Here is a 12,785-nt window from a genome sequence, read left to right as displayed (position 1 = left end):
ACTATGTCAAAAAAAACAATTTATTTCTTACTGGGCGGTGCAATAATTCTTATTGCAGTTTTAGTTGGTCTTTCGAAATCAGGAGTAATAGGAAATAAGGATGAAGGAAAAGAAGTAGAAGTTTCAAAAGTAACCGCTTCGACTATTATCGAGACAGTTTCCGCAACAGGAAAAATCCAGCCGGAAATCGAAGTTAAAATCTCGCCGGAAGTTTCAGGTGAGATTATTTTGTTAAATGTAAAAGAAGGCCAGGTAGTTAAAAAAGGAGATTTATTAGTTAAAATAAATCCTGATTTATATACCTCAAGCTATAATCGTTCCGTATCCAATCTGTCTGGAACAAAGGCAGGTTTAACACAATCTGATGCCTCATATAAAGAGGCAAAAGCAAATTACGACCGAAATAAAACCTTATATGATAAAGGCGTTATTTCAAAGTCAGACTGGGATAAAGCAATTGCTTCTTTTGAAGTCGCTAAAGCAACGAAACAAAATGCCTATTTTACAGTTCAAAGTGCTGCTGCATCTGTAAATGAAGCAAAAGACAACTTAGGCAGAACTACCATTTATGCTCCTGCTGACGGAACTATTTCTGTATTGAATGTAGAGCTTGGCGAACGGGTTTTAGGAACGCAGCAAATGGCAGGAACAGAGTTGTTGAGAGTAGCAAACCTTAACAATATGGAAGTTGAAGTTGATGTAAATGAAAATGATATCGTAAAGATAAAAATCGGGGACGAGGCAAACGTTGAAGTTGACGCTTATTTAAAGAAAAAATTTAAAGGAACCGTAACCAGTATTTCTAACTCTGCAAGCAGTACCTTAACATCAGATCAGGTAACAAATTTCAAGGTTAAAATTAGAATTTTAAAAGATTCGTATCAGGATTTGTTGGAAGGCAAGCCTGCTGCGTATTCGCCTTTCAGACCCGGAATGACGGCCACTGTTGATATTATTACCAAAACAAAATCGAATGTTTTAGCAGTGCCAATCAGTTCTGTTGTTGTAAAATCAGATACCACAGCGGTAAAGGATTTTAAAGTAGAAGATCCTAATGAAGATAAAAAAGCAGCACCAAAAAGCGATAAAAAATTCGAATGTGTGTTTGTGAAATCGGGAGATAAGGCAAAAATCAGAATTATCAAAACGGGGATTCAGGATGATACCAATATAGAAGTAATGTCTGGTCTGAAACCAGGTGATATTGTAATCACAGGGCCTTACACAACGGTTTCCAAGGACTTGAATTCCGGTGATAAGGTAAAGCTTAAAAAAGCAGATACTACTAAGAAATAATTCAGGTTAATATTCAACTAAAAAAATAAATCTATTGTCTTTTATTCTCAATATCGAAACAGCCACGAAAAATTGTTCTGTGGCAATTGCCAAAAATGGCGAAACAGTTTTATGCAAAGAAATTGCTGAAGAAGGATATTCGCATGCCGAAAAATTACATGTTTTTATTGAAGAAGTTATCGCAGAATCAGGGATTTCAGTTCATGACCTGACGGCAATAGCTGTAAGTCAGGGACCAGGATCTTATACGGGTTTGCGAATTGGAGTTTCTGCAGCAAAAGGCCTGTGTTTTGCATTAAACATACCGTTGATTGCGGTTGACACCTTACTGACTCTGGCTGCTCAGGCTAAAGTTTCCGACGGAAAGATTATTCCAATGCTGGACGCCAGAAGAATGGAAGTGTACAGTGCCATTTTTAGCGCCGGATTAGAGACAGAAAGAGCCGTTCAGGCAGAAGTAATCGATGAAAATTCTTTTCAGGATATTACTGAAACCGTTTATTTTGTGGGTGACTGTGCCGAAAAATGCAAGCCAGTCCTGACTAAGGAGAATTTTATTTTTTTAGAAGATATCAAATACCCTTCAGCAGCTGCAATGGGTAAAATCAGTTATGATAAATTCAAAATAAGCGACACTGTTGATGTCGCTTATTTTGAACCTTATTATCTGAAAGATTTTATGATGACTACGCCATCTAAAAAACAGTAAAAGAATTTTATTTTTGAAGCGTATACGGCTGAATGGCAATTCCGGCTTCATCTAATGCCGTTTTGCAATTTTCAAGTGTCTGAGAAAAAACAATTCCGTAATTTTCATTTTTAGCCCAGGGACGTACGGAAAATTCAATAGAACTTGCCGTTAAGTTTTTAACGAAAACCTCAGGTTCCGGCTTTTTAAGGACTTTAGGATTTGAGTTTAAAACATTCAAAAGCACTTCCTTTGCTTTTTTTATATCGGAGTCATAAGAAACAGCAAAAGTCAGATCGGCTCTTCTTTCTCCCTGCATCGAATAATTAATAATCGTTCCATTTGACAAGGCGCCGTTCGGTACAAAAACGGTTTGATTGTTTGCGGTCAGCATTTTGGTGACGAAAATCTGAATTTCTGCTACAGTTGCGATCACACCCTGAGCCTCGATAGTGTCTCCCACTTTGAATGGTTTGAAAACGATAATTAACATTCCGCCTGCAAAATTAGAAAGGGAACCCTGGAGGGATAAACCAACGGCAAGCCCCATAGCTCCTAAGATTGCAACAAATGAAGAAGTCTCAATTCCGAGTTTTGAAATAAAAGTTACAAATAATAAAATTCGGAGTGCCCATATCAGGATGTCCGAAAGGAATTTTGTTAAAGTAGGATCTAAATTTCTTTGGATCATTACCTTCGTAATAATCCTGTTTATTAATCTGATGGCGTATATACCAACAAACAGAATGATAAAGGCAGAAACTAATTTCAAAGAATAATCAACTAATACATCAGCATATTTGGTCACGTAATTGCTAACCTGATTTGGATCAATGTTCATGTTTTTTTTGAATAAAAAAACCTTCTCAAAGAGAAGGCGTATTAATGGTGCAAATATAGCTATATTTATTTTATAAGAAAAAATGAGTTCTTATTCCTTAGGAAGAATAGTGTCAATTATTTCGCTTGTTGCGGTTATAAAAAAAGCGCCCTTACTAAAAGACGCTTCTGTTTTATATACTGCTTTTTTTATGCATTTATCGCTTCTACCTTAATGGCTTCATCGTTCAGCATGCTTTTCAGCATATTTTCGATACCGCTTTTAAGTGTAAAAGTAGAAGAAGGGCAGCCACTGCAGGCACCCTGTAAAATTACTTTTACGGTCTTGTCATTTTCGTTATAGGAATCAAAAGCAATATTTCCTCCGTCAGCTGCTACTGCAGGTTTTACATATTCTTCCAGGATATTGATAATTTGCTGGGAAGTCACGTCTAACTTGTCAAAAGCTTCATCTTTGGTGATGTCGTTTTTAGTGGCAACTTCGATTAACGTTTCGTCTAAAACGGTTCCGCCGTTTTCGATAAACTGTTTGATAAAAGTTCTGACTTCAAGTGTGATTTCCTGCCAGTCGTTGATATCATATTTTGTTACTGAAATATAATTTTCATCAATAAAAACCTCTTTCACATATGGGAATTTAAACAATTCCTTTGCCAGTGGAGAAGAAGCCGTCTGATCGATGTTTTTGTATTCTACAGCGTTTCTGGTCAGCATCCTGCTTACGACAAATTTTAACGCCGAAGGATTCGGAGTTGATTCGCCATAAACCGTAATCGGCTGTTTTTTAGCAGCGTTTTCGTCGATTTTTATAATCACACCACCTTTGTCAACAAATGACGCAATTTGCTCGGCAACCGCATCTTTTACGTCATCCCATTCTACAATACTGTATCGTTCAATAGCAATAAAATTACCCGAGATGTACACTGTTTTTACAAACGGAAGATAGAATAGCTGCTGTGCCAGTGGGGAAGCACTTGCCTCATCGATATTTTTAAATTCAAAATTTTGATTCTGAGTAATGAAATCTTCAAATTCAAACTTTAAGATCGTTGGATTTTGAGTTTCTTTTATAGTGATTTTTGTCATGAGTTGTATTTTTTGGCAAATTTAGTAAAGTTATTTTCTACTAATACCTATATTTGGTTTTTTAATAAAATAATTAAGACTCTTTTGCAATTAATCGTATTAAAATAGAAGAGTCAAAAATATATTTAAACAAAATTGCCTTTATGGAATTTAGAATCAAGGTTTTATTTATTTTTTTGGTTACCTCTTTATACTCTTATTCACAAGAAGGCATTCCAGTTTATTCAGACTATTTATCCGATAATTATTATCTAATCCACCCTTCAATGGCAGGAGCTGCCAATTGTGCGAAAATACGATTGACAGCCAGGAAACAATGGTTTGGCCAGGAAGATGCGCCCTCTCTTCAGACTTTAAGCTTTAATGGAAGGATAGGAGAGCGCTCAGGAGCCGGAATCATTGTCTTTAATGACAAAAATGGATACCACTCCCAAAAAGGACTAAAGCTTACTTACGCGCACCACATTATGTTTTCGAGAGATGAAGTCGATTTGAATCAGCTTTCTTTTGGTATCAGCGGCGGGGTAATTCAAAGTCAGTTGGACGAAACGCAATTCGGAGCAACTTTTGATCCTCTTGTTTTCGGATCGATTCAGAAAGATTCTTATTTCAATGTCGATTTTGGAGCTTCCTATAATTATTTGAATTTTTATGCTCATGCCACTGTTCAGGGCGTTATAGAAACCAGAAGGGAATTGTATACAGAATATGAAAGCAATAATCTGAGAAAGTATCTGTTGAGTGCCGGATATGTCTTTGGAAAAAGTGAAAGCATCACCTGGGAGCCATCGGTTTTATTTCAATTATTTGATGAGACCAAGCAAAAATCGATAGATGTAAATTTAAAAGCCTATAAAAACATGGATTTTGGAAGTTTATGGGCTGCATTATCCTACAGACGAAGCTTTGATGGCGCACAATATAGTGCCGGAAATGGGGTTGCTTCTCAAAAATTACAATATATTACACCAATTATAGGTGTAAATTATAAAAACTTCATGTTTGCTTACACCTATTCCCAGGTTACGGGAGATGTGAAATTTGATACCGGCGGTTATCATCAGATTACTTTAGGTGTCAACTTGTTTTGTAAAAAAGAGCGTTACGACTGTAATTGTCCGGCTATTAATTAAAAATCTTTTGTTATGTTAATTAAATCTGTAAACGGAAAATCACCGGCAATTCCTGAGGATTGCTATGTGGCCGAAAACGCAACTATTGTCGGCGACGTTACTTTTGGCGATTCCTGCAGTGTTTGGTTTAATGCTGTAATCCGTGGTGATGTACATTTTATTAAAATCGGAAATAAAGTAAATATACAGGATGGTGCCATTATTCATTGTACCTATCAAAAACATCCTACCATCATAGGGAATAATGTTTCAATAGGCCATAATGCTATTGTTCACGGCTGTACGATTCACGATAATGTTTTAATCGGAATGGGAGCTATCGTGATGGATAATTGTGTAGTAGAAAGCAATTCTATTATTGCAGCCGGAGCGGTTTTAACACAAAATACAGTGGTCACTTCAGGAAGCATTTATGCAGGTGTACCCGCAAAAAAAGTAAAAGAAATTGATCAGTCTGACTTCGCAGGAGAAATCGAACGTATTTCTAATAATTATGTGATGTATTCGGGCTGGTTTAAAGACGAATAATAAGTATTAAATTTCAAATTCCAATTTTCAAATTCCAAATTCCAAGGCTTTACGTTTATTGGGATTTGGAATTTGAAAATTGGAATTTATTTTTAAACTATAAATTGATTTTCTCAAAAAAGGCATTTTTGTAGCTTTCACTAATCGGAATTCGTTTATCACTAATCAAAACTTTATTCTTTTGTATTGATTTTACATGTTTTATATTGATGATATACGAGCGGTGAATTCTCGAAAACCCTTTGTTGGAAAGTAAATTTTCCAATTTTATTAAGCTGATTAAGGTCAGTGTAAATTTGTTATCTGTGGTATAGATTTTTACGTAATCTTTGAGGCCTTCGATAAATAAGATATCTGAAAAATTCATTTTTACATTTTCATATTCAGCTCTTACAAACATAAAATCCTGTTCTGATTCCGGAGCTGAAGTGGTTTCCGCAATAGTTTGAATTGGCGCAGCCGGATTTAAAATCTGTTGTGCCCTCACGACGGCTTTTAAAAAGCGGTGAAAAGGAATTGGCTTTACCAAATAATCCACCGCGCCAAGATTGAAGCCTTCAACAGCATAATCGGAGTAGGCAGTTGTAAAAATAATCAGAGGTTTTTTTTCTATGGTATTCAGAAATTCAATTCCGGAGAAATGCGGCATCTGTATGTCCAGAAAAATCAGATCGACATTGTTCTGATTGATAAAAGAAACAGCATCGATCGCATTGTTGAATGTATTAACCAATTCAAGCGAATCTATTTTTCTCACAAAATCTTCTAATAATTCGACCGCTAGCGGTTCATCGTCTATAATTACACATTTCATTTGCCTGAAATTAGATTCTTAAATTTGTTTTGGTGCTCAAAAGTAGTTTGAAACCCCTAAAATAAGTTTTAAAGTTTTCATAAAATGCACTTTACGCCTAAATTAGCCGTTTACGGTAATTGTTTTGCTCAGTGTATAACCGTCTGTTAAATTGCAAGTTAGAGTTGCTGTTTCATTTGCTAAGCTGTCAGAAAAGACATTGTCTCTGGTGTTGCTGTCATCTTTAGAACAGGATTCTAATAATTTGGCAGCGGTTGCTAATGAAGCAATTCCTAAAATACCATTTCGGATAAACTTTTTTCTGTCCATAACGTTCTTAGTTTATTGTGGTCTGAATACTGTCTAATTTTAAATTTAAATGTACACGATAGAATTTATTGTCCTGGCTTATGTTCAGTTCGTGTGCATTCGGATAAAGTAAGTCCAGGCGGTTTTGAATATTCACCAATCCGATTCCTGAATTTTCAGGGTCTTTCACATAATTTTCAATTGTGTTTTCGATCCAGAAATCAAGGTTGTTGTCTAATATGAAAATTTTGATTTTTACATGGGCGGCACCTTTGTAATCGGTACCGTATTTAAACGCATTTTCTACAAAAGAAATCAATAGTAAAGGTTCAATGAACTGATGCCGGGTATCGCCATGAACATTTATCACAATGTCTTCGATGTTGTTAAGCCTGAGTTTTTGCAATTCGATGTAATTCTGAATGTAGTTTATTTCTTTTTCTAAAGCCACCGTTTGATTGTCTGTTTCATACAGCATATAGCGCATTAATTCAGACAATGTCACGATGGCATCAGGGACCAAATCAGATTTCTTATGTGCCAGTGAATAAATACTATTTAATGAATTGAATAAAAAATGCGGATTGGTTTGTTTTCGCAAATAAATCAATTCAGTATTCGTCCTGTGCGTTTCGGCAATTAATTTGTTTTGCTGGTTGTTATAAAATTCAGTTAGTGTTCTGATAATAGCACTAATCGTGATAATCAAAATATAAAAAAGAGAAGGGCCAATCTTAAAAAACAAAGGCTGTTTTGCCATGACTGATCTAACCCGGTGGCCTTTCAGGTATAAATTTATGCTGTCGGGCGGAGGCATCATTCTGAGAGGCCTGGTGTGTCTGAACTCAGGCATAAAATAATTGATCCTTATAATCATAAAAAGGGTGATTAATGCCAGAACAAAAACAAAATAGAGCCAGTATTTTTTTTCTAAAAGCAACACCGGTACCAAATAAAAATAATTCAAGTAAAACAAAATAATACCTGTAAGCCATTGTACATAAAAGTCATTGTTGATGGTAAACGGACTCTCGTAAAACTGAATCAGTGAAGTCAATATGAAGAAAACCCATATGATAACATGGAACAGGATTTTGTTTGAGCTGGTATTTTTTATGGCACCTATGTTCATTTAGAATTTTATTTTTAATAAAATTAAATCATTTTTGGTTACCGTGGGCGATCTGTTGTGGCTGAGTTTGTTTTCGACCAGGTTTCCCACTTTAAGTGCATCTTCTTCTGTAGAAAAGCTTTTCGAGTCGTTGATTACCGGAATAACAGATTGTCTGATGATAATTTTATTTTTATACGCAATAGTATATCCCCATCCCGAAGTTGTTTTGAAGGCTTCCGTTTTTAATTTATTGCTTTTGGTACAGGCTGTCAGCTGTAAAACAAGAAAAATAAATAAAATATTCTTCCGGAGGTACCGGAAGAATATTTTGGTATTAGTTATCGTCATCATTTTGTTCCTCTAAAGGTTTAAATTCCCAGGCATCATCATAATAAGTGGATCCTATTCTTCCTAACATATAGAAACTTCGGTTGTTGATGGTAAAACCAACCGCATCTGTCCGTGAGGCACCTTCCATAGCCGTTCTTTCAGTCCAAAGATCAGTTGACGGATTGTATTCCCAAATGGTACTTAAGCCTTCTCCGCCAACAATATATCCCAATCCGTTTAATGCAAAACCGGATGCATTAGAGCGAACAATAGAATATTCATCATTGTAGGAGTCATCATCATCAGTGTCTTTGTCGATGTCTCTTTTTCGGGTCCATACATCCGTAGCAGGATTAAATTCCCAAAAGTCTTCCTGATATACGCCGTTGTTGATTCCCGTTGCTAAATACGCTTTATCATCAATTACAAACACAGCAGCGTTACGTCTTTTGTTACCGCTAAATCCGTTCATAAGCGTCCAGGTATTGGTCTGATCGTCATATCTGTAGAAATCTTTTAGATAATTCCCGTCGTAACCTGTTCCAAAATACGCTTTCCCGCCTGCCTGAAAACCTACAGCAGCATATCTTGCCGTACCTGCAAAATCCGTTTTCTGGGTCCAGCTGTTGCTCGAAGGATCATATTGATAAAAATCTTTTAGTTTGTTAGTTCCGTCATAGCCAAGACCAACATATCCTTTGCCGTTTAGTGTAAAACTTGAAGCAGAACTTCTTCCAATACCTGTGAAATTTGCTTTTTGTTCCCAGTAATCCCCTGCTGAATTATAAGCCCATAAATCTTTTAAATATTCATCTCCTGTATAGCCGGTAGCTACATAAGCATAGTCTCCAATAACAAAACTGGCAGCACTGGATCTTGCAGGACCATCAAAGGATGATTTTTTGATCCAGTTTCCAATTAAATCATCATCGTCATCGTCGTTACTACAGCTTATAAAAAACAGGCTGGAAAGCAGTGCCGCGAATAATATTCCTTTTTTCAGAGTATTCATAGTGTATTAAATTTATTTATTGTTTGTATTTGATCCCAATTCCTAAAATGTATCCGTTACCGGTATTAAAATCATAGACGTTATGATTGTCGTTGTCGATAAGATTGTATTTTTTATTAAAATCATATCCGGCCTTCAGGTTTATAAACCAGTTTTTGTCTACATTTCTTTCATATTCGAAAGCAGACGTAATTTGCGACATACTAACTTTGGAAGCATTTTCAGCCAGAGCAGGCGAATGATCCAGATTGTAAAAACTACCGTTAAAGCTATTGGTCAGGCTGAACGTATTTCGAATATTATTGGAATAATAGAATCCGGAATCCGGAAATCCGATCAGCAAATCACTTTTATCGTTTGCTTTATAACGTAACGACAGCGTGGGAATGAACTTAGGATATCCAAAGGCAGTTGTTCTGGCAGCTCCGATATTAATGCTTGTCTTTGAATTCAGTTGCTGCCTGATTTCAAAACTGCCCAGAATCGAAAAATCAGAAGCGTCAATATTTTGCTGAAAATTCAGAGTAGGGGTTACGGCAACATTTAACTTTGTTGTATTTGAAAACTTATGTGTGATTTCAAATTTGTTTTGCAGGCCGTTCAATTGATCCGGGCTTTCCAATGTCATAAAACTTCCTGATTCATCATTTACTTTCAAATTCGTGTACGCTACTGTATTTGTTATGGTATTGGCTGTACTAATTTCTTTGTGGAATGCCAGTACAACATTCGTTTGATTAAAATCAATTTTTGCTGTCGGTTCTGTTTTTACATTCATTGCTGCAGAAAAATTTTGCTGCGCTTTCATATTGTAAAATGAAATCAAAAAAAGCGAACCAATTAAAAGCCTTGTTTTCATTACTTAATTATTGGCTCAAAAGTAGGTGCCTAATGTTTTAAAAAAAAAGAAGATATATGTATGGCACCATTTGATAGACTAAACAGGCTTTTTTATGGCTGAATGATCTATTTGCCGGTACAAACCTGTTATAGATGTTTTTTTGCTTTTTATAGTCCAAAAAGGCCGGACTGTATATGTTATGGTGTGATGCAGAAGAGGGGCATTTATATTTGTTCAAAAATATGATTATGCACAAGTTTATATTAATGTTGTTTTTTGCTTTCACTTTATTTTCGTGCGGAACAGATACGGATGCGGGAGAGTTCGTTGTAGGCTCGGATTATCTGGCTGTAAATAATAAGGTCATTTTAATTGATACGGTTACAGTCGAAATGTCAACGATCAATTTTGATTCATTGGTTACTTCAGGGCAAAGCAGGATCCTGGTAGGCAATTATGATGATCCCATTTTCGGAAAAGTAAAATCAGATGGTTATTTTCAATTAGAATCGGATTCCTATTCACTGCCAGGTGCAGGATCTGACACAGAAGCGGTGAATTATGTTTTTGATTCAATTTCCATGATCTTAAAGTACAATAATTATTTTTACGGAGATACGACCAAAGTGCAGACCTTTGGTATTCATCGGGTACTTCAGAAAATAAAGCCCAATACAGATGACGATAATTTCTATAACAACTCGACTTTAAGTTATGCTGCAGCAAGCCTGGGTTCTATTTCGTACAAACCCAGACCTGTTGAAAAAGATTCTATTAATATAAAAATGGATCCTGTTTTCGGATCAGATATTTTTCAAAGAATAAAAAAGAGGGAAATCACCGATTTTACCAGTTTTACAGAATATTTAAAAGGATTAGTTCTTGTGCCTTCCGGTTCTGATTCTGCGAGTATTATTGGTTTTAATCCCGGTACGAGCGTGGTCAGGATGTATTATTCAAAATACCAGAGCGCCGACGAAAAATCGTTGTACATAGATTTTGTAATTACCGATACAGGAAAACAATTTAATTCCATTGCACTGGATAAATCCGGCACTATACTTCAGAACCTGCCGGTTTCAAGCAGTAAACTCTCCAGTTCATTAACCAACAGGCAGGGATTTGTACAATCAGGAACCGGAGTGGCGTGCAGAATAGATTTTCCCAACATCAAACAGCTCAAATACATTGCAGATAAGGGAGCAATTGTAGACGCCGAATTGGTCTTAAAACCGGTCAATAATTCGTTTTCAGAACAATATCCTCTGGCCGATTCAATACAGGTAAATGTAGCTGATAACCTAAATAGGATCAGCGGTACATTATTAAATCCCGCAGGCTATGCTGTATATGGCATATTGAATAAAAAGAGTGACGAGTTTAATGAAAATATGGGCTATTCATTTCGCATTGGAAATTTTCTGCAGAAGGAAATTCTAAAACAATCTGCTTCAAGATCTTCTTTGATTTTAACATTGCCCGGAATTAATAAAGCTGTAAACAGAATTGTTTTGGGGGACCAAAAACATTTGAACAATAAAATCCAGCTGAAAATTTATTACATCACTTATTAAATGAAAAATAAAATAGTTTTTTTTAGTTGCTTCATTTTAATGTCGCTGAGCTCATTCTCCCAAAGTATTTCAAGTTCGCCTTATTCCTTATATGGTTTAGGCAGTTTGTATGATTCAGATTTTGGTGCCATTCCTTCTATAGGATCTTCGGGAATAGCGCTGCCGTCGGAAAATTTTATCAATAACCTCAATCCTGCTTCTTTAGGATATATGCCTTTAAATCATTTTATGTTTGATATTGGCGGAAAAGCGATAGCCACTACTTATCAGAGTTCTTCAAGATCGGAAAAGAGGAATAATTTTCAGTTTTCGCATATTGCTTTTGCTTTTCCGGTAACCAAAAACTCGGGATTTAGTGCTGCTTTGAGGCCGTATTCCAGTGCAGCATTTAAAATTTCTAATTTAAAACTGCCTATCGAGAACAGTCAGGAATCGTATTATTTAACTGCAGCAGGTTCAGGAGGATTAAATAATTTTGATTTTTCGTACGGATACCGATTCGGGAATAAGGTTTCATTAGGTCTTTCTGCAACATGGCTGTTTGGAAATACGACAGATGAAAGGAGTTACCTGATTTCGAATTCCCTTACCACCATTCATAAAGAAACAAGCTATCATGGCGTGCGGGCCACTTTGGGAGCCCAGTATAAAATTGATTCGACTTTTACGATCGCTTCAACTTTTAAAGCACCCAGCAGGGTAAAGGCTACAAAGGTGCAGAGTGCCGAAAGTATCACTGATGAAATCGAAACTATTTTTGAATCTAATCAGGTTTCGGATGCTGATGATTATTATCTGCCCTTGGAAATTGGTATAGGAATCAGCAAACGTTTCAGGAACAATCTGAATATGACCTTTGATTATGAAAAAAGTCTTTGGAATGATACGAATCAATCGGAGCTATTCGGAACTTTTGTAAATCAGGACAGGTTTGCGTTGGGACTTATCTTTAAGGCAAAAAAAGATACGAGAAAGTACTGGGATAAAATTCAATATTCAGCAGGTGCAAATTTTGACACCGGTTATCTCGAAGTTGATGGTAAACGAGTCAACAATGTGGCCATTTCCGTCGGACTTTCACTGCCAATCGAGAATACTTTTTCGGCTTTGAATATCTCATATTCCTATGGGCAGAGAGGGAGCGTATCAGATGGCCTTATCAAAGAAAATTATCACAAATTATCGCTCAACTTATCTTTGGATGGAATTTGGTTCGTCAAGCGAAAATTTGATTAGGG

14 protein-coding genes are annotated in these 12,785 nt (G+C 36.1%); 6 read left to right on the top strand and 8 right to left on the bottom strand.

Annotation, left to right across the window (positions count from 1 at the left end):
* The first annotated feature begins 3 nt into the window (after positions 1-3).
* Together D0817_RS06900 and tsaB are read left to right on the top strand one after the other, a co-directional pair.
* Positions 4-1,296, top strand: coding sequence for an efflux RND transporter periplasmic adaptor subunit (locus D0817_RS06900; protein WP_127337674.1), 1,293 nt, complete (start codon positions 4-6; stop codon positions 1,294-1,296).
* Positions 1,297-1,330: 34 nt separating this feature from the next.
* Entirely contained in the window at positions 1,331-2,005 is a 675-nt protein-coding gene (gene tsaB / locus D0817_RS06895) for a tRNA (adenosine(37)-N6)-threonylcarbamoyltransferase complex dimerization subunit type 1 TsaB (RefSeq protein ID WP_127337673.1), read from the top strand.
* A gap of 7 nt (positions 2,006-2,012) precedes the next feature.
* Here the strand turns inward: tsaB and D0817_RS06890 are convergent, their stop codons facing one another.
* Together D0817_RS06890 and D0817_RS06885 are read right to left on the bottom strand one after the other, a co-directional pair.
* The gene (locus D0817_RS06890; protein WP_127337672.1) at positions 2,013-2,825 is read right to left on the bottom strand and encodes a mechanosensitive ion channel family protein; all 813 of its coding nucleotides are present in this window, start codon (positions 2,823-2,825) and stop codon (positions 2,013-2,015) included.
* A 188-nt stretch (positions 2,826-3,013) separates the two neighbouring features.
* Positions 3,014-3,913, bottom strand: a complete 900-nt coding sequence (locus tag D0817_RS06885; protein WP_127337671.1) for a NifU family protein — start codon at positions 3,911-3,913, stop codon at positions 3,014-3,016.
* 143 nt (positions 3,914-4,056) lie between these two features.
* Here D0817_RS06885 and D0817_RS06880 point away from each other — a divergent pair, with 143 nt between their 5' ends.
* Positions 4,057-5,046, top strand: coding sequence for a PorP/SprF family type IX secretion system membrane protein (locus tag D0817_RS06880; RefSeq protein ID WP_127337670.1), 990 nt, complete (start codon positions 4,057-4,059; stop codon positions 5,044-5,046).
* A gap of 12 nt (positions 5,047-5,058) precedes the next feature.
* Positions 5,059-5,574, top strand: a complete 516-nt coding sequence (locus D0817_RS06875; RefSeq protein ID WP_127337669.1) for a gamma carbonic anhydrase family protein — start codon at positions 5,059-5,061, stop codon at positions 5,572-5,574.
* 97 nt (positions 5,575-5,671) lie between these two features.
* Here the strand turns inward: D0817_RS06875 and D0817_RS06870 are convergent, their stop codons facing one another.
* The 6 genes from D0817_RS06870 to D0817_RS06845 all read right to left on the bottom strand — a co-directional run bounded on the left by D0817_RS06870 (position 5,672) and on the right by D0817_RS06845 (position 9,991).
* The gene (locus tag D0817_RS06870; protein ID WP_127337668.1) at positions 5,672-6,388 is read right to left on the bottom strand and encodes a LytR/AlgR family response regulator transcription factor; all 717 of its coding nucleotides are present in this window, start codon (positions 6,386-6,388) and stop codon (positions 5,672-5,674) included.
* Positions 6,389-6,490: 102 nt separating this feature from the next.
* On the bottom strand, positions 6,491-6,697 hold the full coding sequence (locus D0817_RS26050; RefSeq protein WP_193555355.1) for a hypothetical protein: 207 nt from the start codon (positions 6,695-6,697) through the stop codon (positions 6,491-6,493).
* A 7-nt stretch (positions 6,698-6,704) separates the two neighbouring features.
* Positions 6,705-7,808 (bottom strand): sensor histidine kinase, encoded by a 1,104-nt coding sequence (locus tag D0817_RS06860; RefSeq protein WP_127337667.1) that lies wholly within the window; start codon positions 7,806-7,808, stop codon positions 6,705-6,707.
* Entirely contained in the window at positions 7,809-8,141 is a 333-nt protein-coding gene (locus D0817_RS06855) for a DUF4907 domain-containing protein (RefSeq protein ID WP_238160836.1), read from the bottom strand. It lies immediately after the preceding gene.
* Positions 8,125-9,132 carry a Kelch repeat-containing protein gene (locus tag D0817_RS06850; protein WP_127337666.1) on the bottom strand — a complete coding sequence of 336 codons (1,008 nt, stop codon included), beginning with the start codon at positions 9,130-9,132 and terminating at the stop codon, positions 8,125-8,127. Before D0817_RS06850 ends, D0817_RS06855 begins: the two co-directional genes overlap by 17 nt.
* Positions 9,133-9,148: 16 nt before the next feature.
* Positions 9,149-9,991: a DUF6268 family outer membrane beta-barrel protein gene (locus tag D0817_RS06845; RefSeq protein WP_127337665.1), complete on the bottom strand. Its 843-nt coding sequence runs from the start codon at positions 9,989-9,991 to the stop codon at positions 9,149-9,151.
* 230 nt (positions 9,992-10,221) lie between these two features.
* On the opposite strand from D0817_RS06845, the gene D0817_RS06840 reads away from it, so the two are divergent.
* Both D0817_RS06840 and bamG read left to right on the top strand, forming a co-directional pair.
* Positions 10,222-11,547, top strand: coding sequence for a DUF4270 family protein (locus tag D0817_RS06840; protein ID WP_238160835.1), 1,326 nt, complete (start codon positions 10,222-10,224; stop codon positions 11,545-11,547).
* Positions 11,548-12,783 carry a BamG family beta-barrel-assembly machinery protein gene (gene bamG, locus D0817_RS06835; RefSeq protein WP_127337664.1) on the top strand — a complete coding sequence of 412 codons (1,236 nt, stop codon included), beginning with the start codon at positions 11,548-11,550 and terminating at the stop codon, positions 12,781-12,783.
* The last annotated feature ends 2 nt before the right edge of the window (positions 12,784-12,785 follow it).

The organism is Flavobacterium cupreum, assembly GCF_003996965.1.
In the GTDB taxonomy this organism is placed as follows: Bacteria; Bacteroidota; Bacteroidia; order Flavobacteriales; family Flavobacteriaceae; genus Flavobacterium; species Flavobacterium cupreum.
This window is presented reverse-complemented; position numbering and strand designations above follow the sequence as displayed.